20 protein-coding genes and 2 pseudogenes are annotated in these 19,597 nt (G+C 68.3%); 13 read left to right on the top strand and 9 right to left on the bottom strand.

The window, feature by feature from the left end; translation table 11 throughout:
• Positions 1-329: 329 nt before the first annotated feature.
• Entirely contained in the window at positions 330-1,094 is a 765-nt protein-coding gene (locus Q0C41_RS03730; protein ID WP_291981112.1) for a hypothetical protein, read from the bottom strand.
• Positions 1,095-1,117: 23 nt separating this feature from the next.
• The gene (locus Q0C41_RS03735) at positions 1,118-3,367 is read right to left on the bottom strand and encodes a hypothetical protein (protein ID WP_291981113.1); all 2,250 of its coding nucleotides are present in this window, start codon (positions 3,365-3,367) and stop codon (positions 1,118-1,120) included.
• A gap of 137 nt (positions 3,368-3,504) precedes the next feature.
• On the opposite strand from Q0C41_RS03735, the gene Q0C41_RS03740 reads away from it, so the two are divergent.
• Positions 3,505-3,822 carry a hypothetical protein gene (locus Q0C41_RS03740; RefSeq protein WP_291981114.1) on the top strand — a complete coding sequence of 106 codons (318 nt, stop codon included), beginning with the start codon at positions 3,505-3,507 and terminating at the stop codon, positions 3,820-3,822.
• Positions 3,809-4,081 (top strand): helix-turn-helix domain-containing protein, encoded by a 273-nt coding sequence (locus tag Q0C41_RS03745; protein ID WP_291981115.1) that lies wholly within the window; start codon positions 3,809-3,811, stop codon positions 4,079-4,081. The genes Q0C41_RS03740 and Q0C41_RS03745 overlap by 14 nt, the downstream gene beginning before the upstream one ends.
• A 515-nt stretch (positions 4,082-4,596) precedes the next feature.
• Here the strand turns inward: Q0C41_RS03745 and Q0C41_RS03750 are convergent.
• On the bottom strand, positions 4,597-5,634 hold the full coding sequence (locus tag Q0C41_RS03750; RefSeq protein ID WP_291981116.1) for a DDE-type integrase/transposase/recombinase: 1,038 nt from the start codon (positions 5,632-5,634) through the stop codon (positions 4,597-4,599).
• On the opposite strand from Q0C41_RS03750, the gene Q0C41_RS03755 reads away from it, so the two are divergent.
• Positions 5,626-5,883, top strand: a complete 258-nt coding sequence (locus Q0C41_RS03755; protein ID WP_291981117.1) for a hypothetical protein — start codon at positions 5,626-5,628, stop codon at positions 5,881-5,883. The genes Q0C41_RS03750 and Q0C41_RS03755 overlap by 9 nt on opposite strands.
• A gap of 236 nt (positions 5,884-6,119) precedes the next feature.
• Here the strand turns inward: Q0C41_RS03755 and Q0C41_RS03760 are convergent, their stop codons facing one another.
• The gene (locus Q0C41_RS03760) at positions 6,120-6,332 is read right to left on the bottom strand and encodes a type II toxin-antitoxin system HicB family antitoxin (RefSeq protein ID WP_291981118.1); all 213 of its coding nucleotides are present in this window, start codon (positions 6,330-6,332) and stop codon (positions 6,120-6,122) included.
• The gene (locus tag Q0C41_RS03765) at positions 6,329-6,517 is read right to left on the bottom strand and encodes a type II toxin-antitoxin system HicA family toxin (protein ID WP_291981119.1); all 189 of its coding nucleotides are present in this window, start codon (positions 6,515-6,517) and stop codon (positions 6,329-6,331) included. The genes Q0C41_RS03760 and Q0C41_RS03765 overlap by 4 nt, the downstream gene beginning before the upstream one ends.
• A gap of 566 nt (positions 6,518-7,083) precedes the next feature.
• Between Q0C41_RS03765 and Q0C41_RS03770 the strand changes: the two genes are divergently transcribed.
• The 10 genes from Q0C41_RS03770 (at position 7,084) to Q0C41_RS03810 (ending at position 18,223) form a co-directional block, all read left to right on the top strand.
• Positions 7,084-8,406, top strand: coding sequence for a VWA domain-containing protein (locus tag Q0C41_RS03770; RefSeq protein ID WP_291981120.1), 1,323 nt, complete (start codon positions 7,084-7,086; stop codon positions 8,404-8,406).
• A gap of 589 nt (positions 8,407-8,995) precedes the next feature.
• Entirely contained in the window at positions 8,996-9,871 is an 876-nt protein-coding gene (locus tag Q0C41_RS03775; protein ID WP_291981121.1) for a DUF4118 domain-containing protein, read from the top strand.
• Positions 9,832-10,539, top strand: coding sequence for an ATP-binding protein (locus Q0C41_RS03780; RefSeq protein WP_291981158.1), 708 nt, complete (start codon positions 9,832-9,834; stop codon positions 10,537-10,539). The genes Q0C41_RS03775 and Q0C41_RS03780 overlap by 40 nt, the downstream gene beginning before the upstream one ends.
• Positions 10,526-11,227, top strand: a complete 702-nt coding sequence (locus tag Q0C41_RS03785) for a response regulator transcription factor (RefSeq protein ID WP_291981122.1) — start codon at positions 10,526-10,528, stop codon at positions 11,225-11,227. Before Q0C41_RS03780 ends, Q0C41_RS03785 begins: the two co-directional genes overlap by 14 nt.
• 211 nt (positions 11,228-11,438) lie before the next feature.
• Positions 11,439-12,650 (top strand): outer membrane beta-barrel protein, encoded by a 1,212-nt coding sequence (locus Q0C41_RS03790; RefSeq protein WP_291981123.1) that lies wholly within the window; start codon positions 11,439-11,441, stop codon positions 12,648-12,650.
• Between the two features lie 12 nt (positions 12,651-12,662).
• Positions 12,663-12,743, top strand: coding sequence for a potassium-transporting ATPase subunit F (locus tag Q0C41_RS31340; protein ID WP_367079113.1), 81 nt, complete (start codon positions 12,663-12,665; stop codon positions 12,741-12,743).
• A 4-nt stretch (positions 12,744-12,747) separates the two neighbouring features.
• Positions 12,748-14,460 carry a potassium-transporting ATPase subunit KdpA gene (kdpA, locus tag Q0C41_RS03795; protein WP_291981124.1) on the top strand — a complete coding sequence of 571 codons (1,713 nt, stop codon included), beginning with the start codon at positions 12,748-12,750 and terminating at the stop codon, positions 14,458-14,460.
• On the top strand, positions 14,457-15,035 hold the full coding sequence (gene kdpC, locus Q0C41_RS03800; protein WP_291981125.1) for a potassium-transporting ATPase subunit KdpC: 579 nt from the start codon (positions 14,457-14,459) through the stop codon (positions 15,033-15,035). Before kdpA ends, kdpC begins: the two co-directional genes overlap by 4 nt.
• Complete coding sequence (gene kdpB, locus Q0C41_RS03805; protein WP_291981126.1) at positions 15,028-17,070, top strand: potassium-transporting ATPase subunit KdpB; 2,043 nt, start codon at positions 15,028-15,030, stop codon at positions 17,068-17,070. The genes kdpC and kdpB overlap by 8 nt, the downstream gene beginning before the upstream one ends.
• Before the next feature lie 13 nt (positions 17,071-17,083).
• Positions 17,084-18,223, top strand: a complete 1,140-nt coding sequence (locus Q0C41_RS03810) for a universal stress protein (RefSeq protein WP_291981127.1) — start codon at positions 17,084-17,086, stop codon at positions 18,221-18,223.
• A 70-nt stretch (positions 18,224-18,293) separates the two neighbouring features.
• Here Q0C41_RS03810 and Q0C41_RS03815 read toward each other — a convergent pair whose 3' ends face one another.
• The 4 genes and pseudogenes from Q0C41_RS03815 to Q0C41_RS03830 form a co-directional block, all read right to left on the bottom strand.
• A complete protein-coding gene (locus Q0C41_RS03815) occupies positions 18,294-18,623 on the bottom strand; it encodes a type II toxin-antitoxin system RelE/ParE family toxin (RefSeq protein WP_291981128.1) in 330 nt (109 codons plus the stop codon).
• Positions 18,620-18,865, bottom strand: a complete 246-nt coding sequence (locus tag Q0C41_RS03820) for a type II toxin-antitoxin system ParD family antitoxin (protein WP_291981129.1) — start codon at positions 18,863-18,865, stop codon at positions 18,620-18,622. The genes Q0C41_RS03815 and Q0C41_RS03820 overlap by 4 nt, the downstream gene beginning before the upstream one ends.
• A 214-nt stretch (positions 18,866-19,079) precedes the next feature.
• Positions 19,080-19,379 (bottom strand): annotated as a pseudogene (locus tag Q0C41_RS03825) (GNAT family N-acetyltransferase); the annotation flags it as partial.
• Positions 19,380-19,425: 46 nt separating this feature from the next.
• A pseudogene (locus tag Q0C41_RS03830) lies at positions 19,426-19,575 on the bottom strand (heme-binding protein); the annotation flags it as partial.
• Positions 19,576-19,597: the final 22 nt, after the last annotated feature.

Genomic DNA, 19,597 nt, shown 5'->3' on the forward strand with positions numbered 1-19,597 from the left:
CGAAGGCGGACCAGTCTCTCCATTCCGAGCTTCGGCTGGCCAGCCATTCGTCCAGAGTTGTCCACAGGCGTCCATGGCGGTCCATGGACATCCGGCTCTGACTCACGAAAAACTAACAATTCACGACCTTCTGGCCGATCGGCTGCGCGTGTCGCTGCCACCGTCCGCGGCGCACCCGTGCGCGGCGAGGGTACATCTGGGGGTATCCGGCGACTTGGGGGTATCGATGCCTTGGGGGTATCGAGTACCCCGCCTGCACTACTCCCATGAGGCCGCCGCTGAATCGCTCCCTTACCCACTAGACTAGAACTGGCGCGCGAGGCCAATTCTTACGGCCGGGGCGCAATCTCGCGCGGAACCGCATGAATGTTGAGGGCGCAGTCGGCTTGTTCGCCGACGCTGCAGAGCAGCTGCCAGGACAGGGACGGGTGCAGTTGCTGAAGCGCTCGCCAGAGCACGGATCGGCCCGACTCGTTCCGCGCCTCCACTGTGGCGCTCTTCTGTAGCATCAGGTTCGTCGGCATCATGCCCACCCAGATCGTCCTGCCGGTCTGCTCCGAAACGAGGCGTGCGATGGCGGTGACGATGTCCAAACCGGTGCGCTCCCCGGTGGGCATGTCGATCGGGGCACTCAGCGGAGACGTGTAGGGTTCGCGTTCGCCGGTGACGCCTCGGCGTGCGGTCGGGACGACGTGAAGGCCCCCGCCAACGTCTGCCACCGCGAACTCGCCGCCCATTCCCGAGTGGTTCCACGTCGCGACGAGCCGGTCCAGCACCTGGCGAATGCCGACCGGAGCTCCGTTGACCGTCAGCGCGCTCTCGAACGTGAACGGGCCTCCGCGCATGACGAGCACGCGCGGTTCCGTCCGCCCGTCGCGTCTGACCTGCTCGGTGACATCGACGATGTCGCTCGGTGCGACATAGGAGCCATCCTCGTACGTGACGGCGAGACCGAGCTGTCGCTCGAGTTGCCGTGCGGCCGCCGAGAGGGGCCGCGGATCGTCGACGTCGACGACCAGCCGGCGCGGAACGGCGTCCTGCACGAGCGCTGTGCTGGTGAGTCCGGCGCTCGCGAATATCGCGACGATCGCCATCCACGCGACGCGCTTGCGAACGCTCATGGATTCACCGCGGGCGGCTGCGCCAGGATGGTGAGGCCCCGACGCCCCGCGGCAGTGGCGAGCGCCTTGTACAACACGGCAGCCCGGGCCGGGGCATGACTGGAGCCGGCGCGCCACGCGATCGTGACGGCCTTCGGATACAGCACCAGCCGCTCCATCAACTCGTGCAGGGCGTCGAAGGACTGTCCATCGACGCGGTAGACGGTCTGCCCCGTCCACTCCTCTGCCTGCACGAGCACCAGCCGATGCGGGGGGCCGCCAGCGAAGGGTGAGAACTCCGTGCGGCACGCGTCCGTGACGCACGAGTCCCGCACGCGCAGTCGGTCGTCCGCGCTCGTCAGCCACCCACGCCCACGCAGCAGCCCTTCCCGCAGGGCGCGCTCGAGTCCGAGCGCCTGCGTCACTGGATCGTCGAGGGTGGGCCTCGCCAGGCGGAACTCGTGCTCGCGCCCTTTCCACATGGCGTGCCACTCGTCCAGCCGACGCCATAGGGCGACACGGGCGTCCGCGTCCCCGACGCGCGCGAGCGCTCGCGCCGCACTGCCCGCCACGGACGCATCTGCATGCCACAGGGCTTCCCGCAGCACGTCTTGAGGCAGGCGCTGCGGCCAGACGAGTGCCAGGGTCTCAGGTAGAGAGTCGCGGCACCTGGAACTCGCATCGTCCAGGGCCTCACGCACCGCGCTCGCGCCACGGCTCGCGTCCACGGCAAGGGCACACGCGACGACGCTCGCGCGTGCCGCGCAGGAGACGACTGATCGCGACGGCCAGTCCTCGAGCGCGCCACACACGCGTGGACTCGCGAGACGAACGGCGGTCGGCAGCAGGCCACGAGACGCGGTGCCAGCGCCGTCCTGGAGGTCTGACAACGCTGTGGACTGGTCGCGCACGCGGGCCAGATGCTGCATCACGGACGCGGTCACCAGCGGAGTGTCCGCAGGCCGAAGGCGCAGCGCCTGCGCGCTGAAGCGGAAGCGACCGGTGGCGACATCCTCGCGCGACACACGCTCGGCCTCCGACGGCGCGAGCTCCCCGAGCCGGACGAGTGCGGCATCCGCTGCTTCCTGCTGCAGTCCCGGCGCCTCCACCAACTGCCGCAGGACTGGCAGCATGGCTGCACCGGCGACATGCCTCCAGCGGTAGGTCAGCATGCGCCATTGATCCGCCGGGGAGAGGTGGTCGAAGACCGGAGGCAGGACGCGGGCGACGTTGACGGCCGGCAGTGCCGGACAGTGGGGTGGCGCGTCCTCGGTGAACGCCACGCTGGCGTGTGCCACGTCCGCGGGGCCGCCACGAAGGCCGGCCGCAAGGGCGTGCCGTTGCCAGAATGCGACCAGACACTGGTACCGACGCATGCGCTCGCGAAGGCGCTCCGCGTCCTCACCTGCCTCTGGACCGTCGTCCGAAGTGTCGCGGGGCAGCGCGGTCATCACCTCGAGAAAGGCCGCGACGGTCGGCACCGCGTCATGGACGGCGCGAGAGGCGGCCATCAGCTCGCGGCGCACCACCGCGAGTGCCTCCGCGCGATAGCGCGTGCTGAAGAGCCCGAATCGGATCTCGTGTCCGTCGGTGCCGAAGCGATTCGCGTCGCCTTCCAGCCTCAGAAGCCGACGCGCGAGTTCCCGAGCCGCCCCCGGTGTGTCTGCAAATCGCAACGCGCGCGCGGCCATCGTCTCTGTGGGCTCCTTTGCCGCTGGCGCGGTGATCTCGAGCGTGAGCAGGTTCGACACGACGATGAGTCGCTCGTGCGCCGCGCCACGGCCGCCGCCCTCGAACCGACCCGACTCGACGTGAATCCCGTACCGACCGGGCCGCTGGAAGCGGACCTGCTCATTCAGCTCGAGCGAGAGCGTTCGAGGGCCGTCGAGCGGCGCGGGCAGCGAGGAGATGCCCCCACCGATGAAGCCGAACCCGAGGGCGCGGTAATAATCGTGCAACGGGTCTTCGACGTCAGCCGCGGGGGCGACAACGACGCGGTCGACGCCCAAGCGACCGCTGCGGTCATAGGCGATCGGATTGAAGCTGTACCGATTACCCGAGTCGTCCCGGAACTCGAGTTCGAGGGTGATCAGTTCGCCCTGCGCGAACCGGAGCGTACCGCGCTGCGTCCGGATTGCGAGCGACAGCCCCTCCGGGTTGGCGGCGAGACGGCGAGTGTGCTCAGGCTGCGCCTTGGCCTGCTCTGCGTCCTGGGCCGTGGCCGACGAGGCCGTAAGCAAGGCCACCACGCCGGCGAGGACGGTCAAGCATTGTCGACACGCGCCGGTCACGCGGCTTCGTCGCATGTGGTGTTGGACACCGTGTCCTTCGCGAATGGGCAAAGCTCCATACGGGATATGGCAAGCAACTAGCCAGGATACGTCTCTGACGTATACTACTTTCTGTGCTCACGTTCGTCGAAACCAAGCTGTTCACGCAGTTGGTGGCGCAGTACCTGAGCGACGAGGAGTATCGCCAGCTTCAGCACGCGCTGGCGGCGAACCCAGAGGCTGGGGACGTGGTCCGCGGCTCAGGCGGTGTCCGCAAGCTGCGCTGGGGTCTGGCCGGACGCGGCAAGCGTGGTGGCGTCCGCGTCATCTACTACCTCCGCCTGAGGCGCGGCCAGGTCTGGATGCTGACGATGTACGCCAAGAACGAGGCCGCGACGATTCCTGGCCCGGTGCTCAAGCGAATCAAGGAGGAGATCGATGGCCTCGATTAAGCGCAACATCGGGCAGGAGATTCTGAACGGACTCGCTGAGCTGAAGCGAGGGGACCACGGTCGGATGACGACACTCCCGGCGATCTCGGAGATCCGTGAGCGAACCGGCCTGTCGCAGTCCCAGTTCTCGGCGCTGTTGGGCGTGTCAGTACGGACGCTGCAGGAATGGGAGCAGGGACGGCGCGCGCCGTCGGGCGCGGCCCGGACGCTGCTGATGATCGCGGCGAAGAATCCGCGGGCACTCGTCGACGTCGCGTGAGGGGGCAGGCTAGACGCAGCGGGGACCGCAGGATGGCGCGATTTCATTGCATCAACCGTGGGGGTACAAGTGGGGGTACCGAGCTCGTGCGATGAGTCGTTCAAGCGTTTGTAGCGGAGGGAGTTACGGCGAGCCCTTCGACTCCCGCCGCCTCCACCATTTGTCCAGCGTTGTCCATAGGCGTCCATGGTGTTCCATGGACGTCCGGCTCTGCCTCACGAAAACCCCAACAATTCACGACCTTGTGGTCGGTCGGCTGCGCGTGTCACTGCCGCCGTCCCCGGCGCACCCGTGGGCGACGGGGGTACTTTTGGGGGTATCCGGCGATTTGGGGGTATCGATGCCCTGGGGTATCGACAACCCGCCTGCACTACTCCCCATGAAGCCGCCGCACGCCGAATCGCCTTCCTACCCGGGCTCGTTCCAAGGACATTGAGTACCTTTCCGAGCGAGTTCTCGCCACCCGAGCCTGCCCCATCGTCCGGCTTGAGCTGCCTGCCTGACCAGCCCGGCCCTCAGCCTGCGGCCCCGAGCGCAGGACACACCGGACAACATGCCGCACGATTGGCCTGGAGGCGCGCCGCCCGTGCGGCGGCCATGAGCGACGGCAACTCTGCCGCCTCTGGGCCTTCTGCACCGAAGTAGATTTCGTCGGGGGTCCGTCCGCGCAACGCCGCGTGCGGAATCACGCGGTTGTGTTCGTCGACGTAGAAGGCTACCAACCGGCGCACCGTCGCGATGCTGTCGAGCGCGTTCAGGAAGAGCCACTGGTGCTTCAGCGAGCGCCACCACGCCTCGATCAGCGAGTTGGAGTACGAGCACTCGGTCAACGCCAACAGTCGGCGGACGATGCCGGCCTGCACCAGGGCATCGACCTGTGCGTTGACGTTCTCGACGCCACCGTCGGCCAGGACGTCGGGTGTGCCTTCGAGCGACGTGGCCTGCCCACTGGCTGCCAGGAGCACCGCCACGCTGTTGGCCGCGGTGGAGCGATCCGCCACGCGCCACGCCAGGATCCGCCGCGAGTAGTTGTCGATGACCGCGTGCAGATAGGCACGCGTGCCATCGAGCAGGCGAATCACCGTGGTGTCGATGTGCCAGAGTTCGTCGGGACGACTGGCCCGCACGCCCACCGTGGGCGTCTTCGGGTGCACACGCACGCGTGGCCGCCGCCAGCGATGGCGCCGCACGAGGCCGTACCACGTCGACGACGACGCACACACGGTGCCGCGCCGCTGCGCGAGCAACGCCAGCCGGCCCGTGGGCACGTGTCGATACGCGGGCGCCGTGACCATGTCGCCGATCGCCTGCACCTCGGCGTGTGTGAGTCGCTGCGGCGATGTGCGCGGACACGACGACTGGTCACCGAGCGTGCACGCCTGCTGGCGGCGTCGCCACGATTGCACGCGCCTCGCCGAGATCCCGAGGAAGCGCAGCACGCCTCGCAGCGGCATCTGCGTACGTGCCTGTTCGATGGCGAGCAGCACTGTGGTCTTGGCCGGCCCGTCAGGCACACGCGCACCGGCCAGCCTGAAGCCGGATGCATGGCGCACCGCCAGCGCGAGTCGAAGCAGCGCGGCGAGCTTTCCGATGCGTCGCCGCAGTACCAAGACGTCACGACGGAGGTCAGCTTCACTGCGCGTGAGATCAGTGAGTCCCACCACCGCAGCCGGTGGCTGCCCCACCCAACCGCGCGCCGTCGATCGCGGAACGCCGCATGCGGCCGCGAGCCGAAGGTCGCCGGCGTGCTGGACGAGGTGGCGGAGGCGATGGTCGTAGCGTTGCTGCCTGCGGGTCGCTGACATCCTTCATCATGGCCATGGCGAAGGCCGAGAAGGGGCGTGCGCGCATCGAGGTGTCGGCGCGGAGCCTCAGCGACGAGTTGCAGCGGCCCGCCAGTGCGGAAGACCGCACGCGTGATGCAGGACGCGGCCACCGAGCTACCGAGCGTGACACAGGCGACCGGTGCCGAGGATGGGAATGCAAGGCCCGGTCGGTGAGCGTTCGCGTGGGGCTCAGAACCCCTGCGCTCACCCGGTCACGCGGGAACGTCGACGTACGACGAGGAGGTGTTCGGCGCGGGCACGTCGAGCCCTTCGGCCTTGAGCCCCTCGAGATGGAAGGCGACCGCGTCCGTCATCTCCTGCTCGACCGCTTCGCGAGTGCCTGCAGCCGCAACACAGCCTGGCAGATCAGGGGAATACGCCGAGAAGCCTGTCCGGGTCTGTTCGATGACGATGAGGTACTTCATGGCTTCAGTCCCGCCTGCTTGAGAACGCTGTTCAGCGTGCCTGGCGCCAGCTCGTCACCAGGCTGCCCGGCGACGGTCACGAGACCGGGCTTGACGACGTGCTTGAGCTGTCGATGCGACCCACGCTGCCGCACGATGGCCCAACCATCGTCCTCCAACATCTTGAGGACATCTCGAACCTTCATTGCGACGCCACCGCACTGGACGCCGAAGGCTCACGCTCGGTCCGACACCACGCGTCACGCACGCCCGCATTTTGCCACGAGCTCAGCCCGCCGAAGAGTCGAGGCGACGTCTCGACGGCCCCGCGTTCAGCCTTTGGCGCACGACTGGAACTCCGGTCGGCGTCGCCGTCGACGTGACTGCCGAACGACGTACAGAGCCTCATCGTCCGAGATGACACGCATCTCTCGCGCGGCGTTGCCAATGCTCGCGAGGAAGTCCCGCTTCCAGCCCCGACGCCGACGACGTGGCGGAATGACCTTGGTGGCATCGGCGAGGGGCCTCGGGGTCTCGGCAGGACTCGACATGATGTCTCGCTCCCGATTGTATCGCTCGCGTGGGACCTCGACCGGTGGATCCGAGGAGAGCGGCGGAGACGAGGACGGGCACCGGTCAGCTTCCGAGGCCGCCCCGTGGCACCGGTCGCCTCCCGCAAGGCGGTAACCCACCGCCAGTTCGGCATCCAGCGCCGACCTCAGCCTCATAGGCGGCAGTATTCTGAGAAGGCCCACACCCGTGAGGAGGACTGATGCGTCGAGACGCGCTCGTCGTCTGCCTGCTAACCGGCCTCTCCATACTCTCGTCTGCGCAGCAGCCCTCGCTGCGGACCGCGACGACGACGATTCTCTTCGACGTCGTCGCGCGCGACCGCAAGGGTGCACCAGTGCGCGACTTGGCCGTTGCGGACTTCGAACTCAGTGAAGACGGGTCGCGCCAGGCGATCACGGCGGTGTTCGGACCGGGAGGACGCCCACTCGATACGCCAGCTGCGCCGTCCGGAACGACGCCCGGCGCAGCGACGACAGCGGAACCTGCCGTTCCGCAGAGCGGCGAAAGTCGAGCCCCTGCAGGCGACGTGTCACCGTCGGTGGTCGCGTTCGTGTTCGACCAGTTGTCTCCCGAGGCCCGCCCCATGGCTGCGCGCGTGGCAGATGCCATGTTGGCGGGCATGCCGACGCGCGACTGGGTCGGACTGTTTGCGCTCGAGCACCGCTTGCACATTGCGCAGGACTTCACGCAGGACCGCACCGCGGCCAGGACAGCGCTGTCGGCCCTGGCGCAGCGGCCCATCGTGGGCAAGGACGCGAGCGCGACGCAATCGACGAGAACCGGCATCGATCTCGACCCGAGCGTCTCCGCGACGGTCGGCGCCGAGTCCCGTGGAGGCGCACAGGACTTCGCGACCCGCCAACGACTCCTGAACGGCGCGGGACCGGAGCGCCTGCTGTACGCGATGGAGATGCGCATGGCCGAGACCTACGAGCGGTACACGCGCGACGTGCAGGGGCAGATGGCGGCGGTGGGACTTCGTGCCATCGCAACCGGCATGGCAGGCCTGACCGGTCGAAAGGCGGTAGTGCTGTTCTCGGAAGGGCTCCCACTCTCGGACCAGGCGCGCACGCTGTTCGACACCATGGTGGCCGCGGCCAATCGCGCCGGCGTCACGTTCTACCCGGTGGACGCCGCAGGCCTGCGTGCTCACAGCACGGTCGCGGCGGCGGCGCGCGAGCAGGACTATGCCGGCCGGGTGGCGCTCGGCGACGAGGGTCGGTCACAGGGCGCCTGGACGCGTGACCTGGAGAAACAGGCCGACCTGGTCCGCTCGGATGGCACCGCGTCGCTGTCCCGCCTGGCGAAGGAGACCGGCGGCCTGCTCCTCGAGAACACCAACAACGTCGAGCGAATCGCCAAGCGGATTGCCGAGGATCAGGCGTCGCACTACCTGCTCGCCTACACGCCGGCGCGAGGCGAGATGGACGGGACGTACCGACGGGTGACGGTCAAGGTGAAGCGGAAGGGCACCAGTGCAACGCATCGATCAGGCTACTGGGCCGTGGCGACCACACCGTGAGCACGTGTGCGGCCTGCAGGTGCGGCGGCGGGAACCCACTCCCGCTGCCTCCCCGATTCCTCCACGACTGGGGAGGATTGAGGAGCACTGGGGAGAACGGGAGTGCACTGGAGAGGAATGACCTAAATGCTGCCTGTGCAGGGGATAGCACCAGAAGCTGCGCGCCTGCAATGACTTGCACGGCTGAGAGTCAACCGGTTCGACTCCCGCCGCCTCCACCACCCTAAGTTATTGACTGTAAGTCACTTAGGAGCAGCAGCCCAGTTTCGGTCCCGCCGCCCCTCCCCTATTTCTCCACGGAAGTGGCGAACTGGGTGAGGCGCTCGCGGCCCTTCAGTGACATTTCCCACGCATTTTATGCTCGGGCTAGGCCGGACGCGGGCGCGGTTCCCGCCGCCTCCCTTCATCGGTGACTGACGCCAGAGCGCCTGGCAGACAGCGCTCGTCGCAGGGGGCGCAGCCGCCCACGGCAGTCCGCCTGGCACACGGGGTGTCCACGCGATCAGATCACCCAGCTGATGGCGCTTGGTTGACACGCATCGGCGACGGCGATGGTTCTTCCACTCCTGCGGACGTACGATCAGCGGCTATGGCGACTCACGGTCGGTTCTGGCCGCTCATGGCCGGCGTTGGCGGAGTTGTCGTGGCTACTGTGGTGTACGTCGAGTTGCTGGACCTGCGGAACGCGGCCATCGTCTCGACGTCGTTCCTGCTCATCGTCCTGCTCGTCGCAGCGTGGTCCACACTGAGCGTCGCGCTCGCCACTTCCGTCGTGGCGATGCTCTGCTTCAACTTCTTCTTCCTGCCGCCCGTCGGCACGCTGACGATCGCCGACCCGCAGAACTGGGTCGCCCTGGGCGCGTTCCTGGTCGTCAGCGTGGTGGCGAGTAATCTATCGGCGCGCGTCCGTGCCCGGGCCGACGAGGCGCATGAGAGACGGGCCGAGCTCGCACGCCTCTACGACCTGAGCCGCGACGTGCTGCTGACCGAGGACAGCCGGGAGGGCATCGCTGACGTGGCGCGCGCCATCGCCCGGCGCTTCGATCTCGCGTTCGCGGCGCTGGCGCTGCCCAATGGCGCGGGCGCGTGGGATGTCGTCCATGCCGGCGCGCACGCCCTTGCGTTGCCAGACGCCGCGCTGTCCGAGGCGCTGAACGCGGCGCGGCAACGCCTCGAGTTCGATGCCGAGGCACGCACCTACGCCGGCATCGCCCGCTTCGCCTCGGCGATCAGCAGATCCACCTCGTGCCCCTCAGGGTCGGCACCAGGCCCATCGGCCTCTTGGCGACCGAGAGCGACCGCGTCGACGCCGGGACACTCGACGCGATTGCCGGACTGGCGGCGCTGGCCGTCGAGCGCATCCAGATGCTCGGGGAGCGGCGCAAGGCCGCGCACACGCGCCAGAGCGAGGCCCTCAAGACGACGATGCTGGCCTCGATCGGCCACGACCTCCGTACTCCCCTGACCGCTATCCGGGTTGGCATCGAGAATCTGCGATCGAGCGATTTGCCGCCCGACGAGCGCGAAGCCCAAATGGGCATCATCCTCGCGGAAGTGGCCCGCCTCGACCGGCTGTTCCAGAACCTGCTCGAGATGGCGCGTCTCGATGCAGGCGCGGTCGCCGCGGAGCGGCGCCGCACGCATCCGTCCGAGATCATCGAGGCGGCACGGGCGCAAGCCGGGCCCACCCTGCGCGGGCATCGCGTCGACGTGGACGTCGACAGCGAGGTGCCGGTGCTGGTGGACCCGAGGCTGACCGCGGCCGCCCTGGCGCACGTACTCGAGAACGCGGCACAGCATGCGCCGGTCGGTTCGCGCATTCACGTGACGGCGAGAATCGACGCCGACACGCTCGAACTCGGCGTACGCGATCAAGGCCCCGGCGTCCCACCAGCCGACCTGCCGCGGATCTTCGAGCGCTTCTACAGGGGCACGGGGGCCGACCGTCGCCCCTCAGGCACCGGCATGGGGCTCTGGATCGCCCGCGGACTGCTGGCGGCGCAAGGCGGTCACATCTGGGCCGACAACCCGGCCGGCGGAGGCGCCCGCTTCACGATGCGCGTGCCGGTCGATGGCGCCGCGAGCCCGGATGACACTGATCCCTCGAGCCCTGAGACCGATGAACCCACGTGAACGCATCCTGCTCGTGGACGACGAGGTCGCGCTGCAGCGGTCGGTGTCGACGCTGCTGCGAAGCCGCGGGTACGACGTCCTCGTGTCGGCGACCGGCCAGGACGCCCTGCACCAGGCCGAACACTCGCCGCCGGACCTCGTCGTGCTCGATCTCGGTCTGCCGGACCTCGATGGCATCGAAGTCTGTCGCCGGCTCCGCGCGCTCGGGCCCGCCCCCATCATCGTGCTGTCGGCACGCACGGCCGAAGCCGACAAGGTCGCGGCGCTCGACCTCGGCGCCGACGACTACGTCACCAAGCCGTTCGGACCGGAGGAGTTGCTCGCCCGCATCCGGGTCGCACTGCGACGACGTGCCGATGCCGTCGCCGACAGCACGGGCATCCTGGCCATCGGCGGACTGGTCATCGACTTCGACCGCCGGCGCGTCGGACGCGACGGCGACGACATCCGCCTGACACCCAAGGAGTTCGAGCTGCTGACGTTGCTGGCGCGCAATCACGACCGCGTGCTCACCCATCGCGCCATCCTCAAGGCCATCTGGGGCGGTAACGCCGTCGAGCAGCCCGAGCACCTGTGGACGCTGATGTCGCAGCTGCGCAAGAAGATCGAGCTCGATCCCGCCCAACCGCGGTATCTCCTCAGCGAGCCCTGGGTCGGGTATCGCTTCTGCACGACCGACACGCCGTAGAACGGCCTTCGTCATTCGGCCGTCGGCCATCGGCCTTCGCTATTCGGCCATCCGCCATCGGCAATCGGTCTCGTTACTCGGCCGTCAGCCTTCAATCCCCCGCCGCCGTGCATCAGACCTTCGGCGTTATACGTTCCTCAGGAACTCTTGAGGCACTTCTTGGCCCCACTTCAGGGCGACCTCCCTAGTGTGATGAGGAGGAGGTCGTCGGATGAAGGTGGAGAGAGTTCCCGGGCCGTGGCGTCTGGCCCGACTCGTGATGGGCGTCGCGTTCGCGCTCGCCGGCACGCAGGGCAGGGCTGACGCCCAGGAGGCGACGCGGCCCGCGGCTCCTCCGCCAGCAGCCGTCAAGGCCCAGGCCGACCCCAACCCGTTCCGTCACATCAACTTCGGCGTGACCCTCGAGGGCTACTACCAGTGGAACGGGAACGAGCCCTACGACCGCGTGACGCCACTGCGCGCCTACGACACGCGCGCCAACACCTTCGGGCTGCAGCAGACGGCGATCCTCATCGAGAGCGCGCCCGACGTCGCCGCCGGCCGTCGCTTCGGCGCGCGCGTCGACCTGCAGTTCGGCCAGGCCACCGCGGCGCTGCAAGGCAGTCCGGCCAACGAACCGCGCCCCGAGCTGTACCGGAACATCTGGCAGGCCTACGGCACCTACGTGTTCCCGGTCGGCCGCGGGCTCCAGACCGACTTCGGCAAGTTCGCCTCGAACCTCGGCTACGAGACCAACTACGCGAAGGACAACCACCACTTCTCGCGCGCCTACCTGTTCAACTTCCTACCCTACTACCACACCGGGGTGCGCGTCACGCTGCCGGTGCACGACCGCGTGACGCTGATGTACATGCTCACGAACGGCATCCAGCAGACCGAGGAGTTCAACGACTTCAAGAGCAGCCACGTCACGGCGATCGTCACACCGATGACGGGTGTGAGCTGGACGGTGAGCTACTACGCGGGGCGGGAACAACCCGACAACGCCGAACCGGGCGGTCCCGACGGCGTCTTCCGCGTCATCGACAGCTATGTCAATTGGGCCGCCTCCCCGGCGCTGGCGCTGGCGCTCGACGTCAATCACACCACCAATCAGGTGAACCAGGTCGATGACGCGCGGTCGACCACCGGGCTGGGCGCCTATGCCCGGTATCAGGTCGCGCCGGCGTCGGCGCTGGCGCTGCGCTACGAGTACCTGGACGACGAAGGGTTGTTCGGCGGCATCGACCAGCAGTTGCAGGAGGTCACCGCGACATATGAACACCGGCTCGCCGACGGGTTCCTCGTGCGTGGCGAGTACCGCCGCGACTGGTCACACGAGGCGTACTTCACGGGGCCCGTGCCCGGCGACCAGCGCCGCGCCCAGGACACGTTCACGGTCGGTCTCGTCTGGTGGTTCGGCAACAAGTCAGGCAGCTGGTAGGAGCCTCAACGCATGACCCTCGTCGCCCTGTGTCTCGCCCTCGTCGCGTTCGTCTACCTCGTCTACGCCATGCTGCATCCGGAGCGCTTCTGACGCCATGTGGAACATCGTCATCAATCTCGCGATCATCGCGATCATCATCGCCACGAGCGTGCCGCTCGGGCGATACATCTGGAAGGTCTTCACCGACCAGCGGACCTGGCTCGACCCGGTGCTCGGACCGGTCGAGCGCCTGGTGCTGCGGGTCACCGGGGCCTCCACAGCGCAACAGGACTGGCGCGCGTACTGCGTCAGCCTGCTCGCGTCCAACGTCGTGATGTGGGTGGTGGCCTACCTCCTGCTCACTGCACAGGCGCTGCTGCCGCTCAACCCTGACGGCATCGGCGGCATGGAGGCCACCCTGGCCTTCAACACGGCGTCGAGCTTCACCACCAACACCAACCTGCAGCACTACAGCGGCGAGACGGGCCTGTCGACGTTCTCGCAGCTGTTCGTCATCGTGTGGCTGCAGTTCGTGACGGCCGCCACCGGCATCGCCGCGTGTGTGGCCGTGTTCCGCGGGCTGGCCGGCAGCCGCCTGCAGACCCTTGGCAACTTCTACCAGGACTGCACGCGCGCCGCCGTACGGGTGCTGCTACCGCTGTCGGTGCTGGTGGCGGTGCTGCTCGTGTGGCAGGGCGTGCCGGTGACCTACGAGGGCGCCGTCAGTGCCACGACGGTCGAAGGCACCGTCCAGTCGGTCGCCCGTGGCATGGTCGCCCCGGAAGTCGCGATCAAGCAGCTCGGCACCAACGGGGGTGGCTACTTCGGCCCCAACTCGGCGCATCCGTTCGAGAACCCGACGCCGCTGTCCAACCTCTTCGAGACCTGGTCGATCGCCATCATCCCCATGGCCATGGTCTGGACGCTTGGGCACTTCGTCCGTCGCCGCCGACTCGCGGTGGTGCTCTTTGCGGCGATGTTGGCCATCTACGTGCCGATGGTCGTCGGGGCGACGCTGGCAGAGACCGGCGGCAGTCCGCCCCTCACCGAGCTTGGCGTGGACGCCTCGCAGGGGTCGCTCGAAGGCAAGGAGACGCGCTTCGGGCCGGGTCTCTCTGCGCTCTGGGCGGTGACGACCACGGTGACGTCCAACGGGTCGGTCAACGCGATGCACGACTCGATGACACCGCTCGGCGGTCTCATGCCGCTGACCGGCATGTGGCTCAACAACATCTTCGGTGGCGTCGGCGTCGGCTTCATCAACATGGTCCTCTACCTGATCGTGACGGTCTTCGTCGCCGGGATGATGGTGGGCCGCGCGCCGGAGTTCCTCGGCAAGAAGGTCGAGGCGCGGGAGATGCAGCTGGCGAGCCTGGCGCTCCTCTGGCACCCCCTCGCGATCCTGGTGACGACCGCCATCGCGTGCGTCGTGTGGGTGCAGACCGCGGACCCGGGCACGGCCCTCGGCTGGCTGAAGAACCCCGGCGCCCATGGCTTCTCCGAGATGCTCTACGAGTTCACGTCGGCAGCGGCCAACAACGGCTCCGGCTTCGAAGGCCTCGGTGACAACACCCCGTTCTGGAACATCGCCACCGGCCTCGTGATGCTGCTGTCGCGCTACGTCCCGATCGTCCTCCCCGTGGCGCTGGCGGCCTCGCTCGCCGCCAAGCCCGGGGCCGACGACAGCGCCGGGTCGCTTCGGGCCGACTCGGCCACGTTCGGCCTGATGCTGTGGGGCGTCACGATCATCATCGGGCTGCTCATGTTCCTCCCGGTCGCCGTGCTCGGGCCGATCGCGGAGCACCTCTCACAGGGAGTCCTGCGATGACCACGGACCTGATTCGGGGCGTCCGCTTCGCGATCGTCACGATGCTGCTCTTCGGCGGCGCCTATCCGCTCGTCATCTGGGGCGTGGCGCAGACGGCCTTTCGGCACCAGGCGCAGGGGTCGCTGGTGACGCGCGCCGATGGCAGCGTGGTCGGCTCGACGCTGATTGCCCAGGCGTTCACGGGGGATCGCTACTTCAGCGCGCGGCCCTCCGGCGTGGACTACAACGCCGCGTCGACTGGTGGCACCAATTCCGGGCCCACCAACCCCGATCACCTCGCCGCGGTGCGCGATCGCGTGGCGGCCGTCCGCACCCGGGAGGCGCTGCCGAGCGGCGTCATCCCGGCTGATCTCGTGACCGCCAGCGGCGCGGGCCTGGACCCGCATCTCTCACCGGCGGCCATCGACGTGCAGGTCGCGCGTGTCGCCGCAGCTCGAGGCGTCCCCGTCGATGCCGTGCGCCGCATCGTCGCGGCGCACATCGTGCCGCCGACGTTCGGCATCCTTGGGCAGCAGCGCGTCAACGTCCTGCTGCTTAACGTGGCGCTCGACGCGAAGGATGCATTCAATGACTGACCGTGCTCGCCAGGTCTCCATGTGGCAGGGCGCCATCGTGCGCCAGGCCACCATCGATGCCCTGTGGAAACTCGACCCCCGCGTGCAGGTGCGCAATCCCGTGATGTGTCTCGTCACGGTCGGCAGCCTGCTGACGACCCTCGTGTTCGTGCAGGAAGTCGTCGCCGGCACTGGCAATGCCCCCTTCACCGGACAGGTGGCGCTCTGGCTGTGGTTCACGGTGCTCTTTGCCAACTTCGCCGAGGCGATGGCGGAGGGGCGCGGGAAAGCCCAGGCCAACACCCTTCGGCGCACGCGCACCGAGACCGTCGCCCACAAGATCGATGGCGCCGGACACGCCGAGGACGTGTCGGCGTCCAGCCTCCGCAAGGGCGACCTCGTGCGGGTCTCGGCCGGCGAGTTCATCCCGGCGGACGGCGACATCGTGGAGGGCGTGGCCTCTGTCGACGAGTCGGCGATCACGGGCGAATCGGCACCGGTGATCCGTGAGTCGGGCGGTGACCGCTCCGCCGTGACTGGCGGCACTCGTGTGCTGTCGGACGTCATCGTCGTGCGCGTCACGGCCGACCCCGGGCACACGTTCCTCGATCGAATGATCGCGCTGGTGGAGGGCGCGCAGCGGCAGAAGACGCCCAACGAACTCGCGCTCGGCATTCTGCTGGCGACGCTCTCGCTCATCTTCCTGCTCGTCGTCGTCACCCTCGAGCCCTTTGCCAGGTACGCGGGCACGACGATACCGATTCCCGTGCTCGTGGCGCTGCTCGTGTGCCTCATTCCGACGACGATCGGCGCGCTGATCTCGGCCATTGGTATCGCCGGCATGGACCGCCTCGTGCAGCACAACGTGCTCGCCATGTCGGGCCGCGCCGTCGAGGCGGCGGGGGACGTCGACACGCTGCTGCTCGACAAGACGGGCACGATCACGCTGGGGAACCGCCAGGCGGCGGAGTTTCTGCCGGTGGCTGGCGTGGAGGAACGTGAACTGGCCGAGTCCGCGCAGCTGGCGTCACTGGCGGACGAGACGCCCGAGGGGCGGTCGATCGTGGTCCTCGCCAAGGAGCGCTTCGGCCTGCGGGCCCGGACGCTCGAGCCGCATGAGGCGACCTTCGTGCCGTTCACCGCGCAGACCCGCATGTCCGGCGTGGACCTGCCGTCCAGGCGTCTGCGCAAGGGCGCGGCCGAGTCGATCGCCACCTACGTGCGCGAGCAGGGTGGAACCGTTCCGGCGGAACTGGCCGCGCTCGTCGACCGCGTGTCTCGCGCGGGCGGCACGCCCCTCGTCGTCGCCGACGACACGCGAGCCCTCGGGGTCATCTACCTCAAGGACATCGTCAAGGGCGGCATGCGGCAGCGGTTCGATGCGCTGCGGGCGATGGGCATCCGCACGGTGATGATCACGGGCGACAACCCGGTGACGGCCGAGGCCATCGCGAAGGAGGCCGGCGTGGACGACTTCCTCGCCGAGGCGAAGCCCGAGGACAAGATGGCGCTGATCAGGCGCGAGCAGGCCGCCGGCAAGCTGGTGGCGATGACCGGCGATGGCACCAACGACGCGCCGGCGCTCGCGCAGGCCGACGTCGGCGTGGCGATGAACAGCGGCACCACGGCGGCCAAGGAAGCCGGCAACATGGTGGATCTCGATTCCAACCCGACCAAGCTGATCGAGATCGTCGAGATCGGCAAGCAGTTGCTGATGACGCGAGGCGCGCTCACGACGTTTTCCATCGCCAACGACGTCGCCAAGTACTTCGCGATCATCCCGGCGATGTTCCTGCTGGCCTTTCCGCAGTTGCAGGCCCTCAACGTCATGCGCCTGGCGACCCCGGAATCGGCCATCCTGTCGGCGGTCATCTTCAATGCGCTGATCATCATCGTGCTCATTCCGCTCGCCCTGCGCGGCGTGAGCTACACGCCGCTCGGCGCCGCCGCGGTGCTGCGTCGCAACCTGCTCGTCTACGGGCTGGGCGGTGTGCTCGTACCGTTCGTGGGCATCAAGGCCATCGACCTGATGCTCGTCGCCCTGGGCCTGGCATAGCGGAGTGAAGCCGATGACGCCAGCCGGTCCTCGCCGCTCGCCGGACGCGATCCTTGCCGAGTTGCAGCACGACTCGCGGGCGCGGCTGCGCGTCTACATCGGCGCAGCGCCCGGCGTCGGCAAGACCTACTCGATGCTGCAGGACGCCCACGGCCTCAGGGCCAAGGGCGTCGACGTGGTGATCGGCATCGTCGAGACGTACGGCCGGGTCGACACCGACGCGCAGGTGGGGGATCTCGAGGTCGTACCCCGCCGGAAGGTGGCGTATCGCGGCGTCACGCTCGAGGAGCTGGACGTCGACGCCGTGATCGCGCGGCGCCCGCAGATGTGTGTCGTCGACGAACTCGCGCACACCAACTCGCCCGGAAGCCCGCGGGCCAAGCGGTACGAAGACGTGCTGGCGCTGCTCGACGCCGGCGTCGGCGTGATGACCGCCGTCAACATCCAGCACCTCGAGACCCTCAACGACGCGGTGGCTCGGGCCACCGGTGTCCGTGTCCGCGAGACCGTGCCCGACACGTTCCTCGAACGCGCCGATGAAGTGGTCAATGTGGACGTCACCGTCGAGGAGTTGCGGACGCGGCTGCGCGAGGGCCGTGTATACCGGCCGGACAAGATCGAGCATGCCCTGACGAATTTCTTTCGCAAGGGCAACCTCTCAACATTGCGGGAACTGGCCCTGCGCGTCGTCGCTGACGACGTCGGCGACAAGGCGGCCGACTATCGCGCACGCGAGGGCCTAGAGCCGCCGCTGATCCCTGAGCGGGTCATGGTCTGCATGAGTTCGAATCCTGAGGCGACGCGGGTCATCCGGACGGGGGCGCGCATTGCCGGTCGCCTGGGCTCACGTTGGTATGCCGTGTACGTGGAGACACCGGCCGAGACGCCCGATCACATCAAGGCGCGAGACGCGGAGGCCCTGCAGCAGAACATCCGCCTAGCCGAGTCACTCGGCGCCACGGTCGTGCGCGTGCGTGCCGCCAAGCCCGCGGAGGGCCTCATCGCGTTCGCGCAGCGAGAGGGTGTGACTCACGTGGTCTTCGGACAGACCGCGCGAGCGCGCTGGGAACTGCTGTGGCGGGGCTCGACACTGGACCGGTTCCTCGCAGCGGTGCCTGACGCGACCGTGCAGGTCGTTCCGCAGGGCCGTTAACCGCGAGCCTGGGCTTGATCTGGTTGGGATGGACGGATTCGGTGCTGGTTGACGCAGCGCTTGCCGCACCTTAGACGTTGTCAGGCGACCTGATCCACGCCGGAATGTCGCGCTCGCCGTGCAGTACGCGCCACACGTCGATGTGGCTGCCGCGATCCACGTAGAACACGAGGTGCGGACAACGGATGACGGGCACGACGCGCAGCCCTGGCAGGTTCAGCTCGACCGCATAGCGCGGCGAGCCGCTGGCGGGGTGACGGCCGATACGCGCGAAGGTCTTCTCCACGGCTTCGATGAACCGCAGGGCGGCCTCATCCCCGACCTCGACAACGTAGTACGCCACCGCCTCGTCGATGTCGCGCAGCGCGACCCTCCGCGGGACGACCGGCGTGGCCGTCACCGCCGCGTGGACGCGGCATCACGCACCCGCGCGCGCAGGCCCTCGAAGTAGGCCGCATCGGCCGGAGGGCCTGCGGGAGACTCGGCACCAGCGAGGAGCAGTCCACGCAGGTGCAGTCGTTCCTGGTCCTTGCGGATGAGTTCCCGGACGTACTCGCTGCTCGTGCCGTAGCCGCGCTCGGTCACTTGCGCATCCACGAACGCCTTCAGGGTAGCGGGCAGCGAGATGTTCATCGTGCTCATGGAGCCAGCGTAGGCACGTTGGCAAATTTTGGCAAGGGCTGCCACCCGGACGGCGGGACACCGTTCCCGCCGCCTCCTCTATTCCTTATTCCTCCACTGGGGGTGAGTCGGGAGGACTGCGGTGAACTGGGTGCACTGAGGGAGAATTGGCGAACTGTGGCAATTGCAGGGGTTAGCACCAGAAGCTGCGCGCCTGCAATGACTTGCACGGCTGAGAGTCGACGGTTCGACGCAGCGCGTCCCGCAACAGCGCCCGCCCCAGCCCGCGGCCTTGGTAGGCCCGGTCCACCGCCAGCCGCGCGAGCACCATCACGGGGCTCGGATCCGGCATGTTCCGCCGCACACGCCCGGTGACGGCCTCGTGGGCCACGGCGCCGGTGGCCAGGGCATAGAAGCCGACCACGCGACCGGATGCGCAGACAACAGGATGGCGGCCACGAGGCGGCGGCTCATCTGCCCTCTCAGAATGCGCGGTCGGCAGCCACTTCAGGCGCCTGGCCGAACCCGCACGCATCGTCACCTTGCACGCAGCCGCTGCGCGCGGCCAGGCTCAGGTCCCACTAGAACGCGGCTGCGCCAGCCTCGGCAACCGCGTGATCCTGCTCGCCCGACCCGCCACTGACGCCAACCGCGCCGTCGACGACGCCGTTCTTCTTGAGTGGAATGCCGGCGGCGAAGATCATGATCTTGCCGTCGTTGGAGGCATGGATGCTGCACGCCTTTCACGTGCGG

The organism is Luteitalea sp. (assembly GCF_022842525.1).
In the GTDB taxonomy this organism is placed as follows: domain Bacteria; phylum Acidobacteriota; class Vicinamibacteria; order Vicinamibacterales; family Vicinamibacteraceae; genus Luteitalea.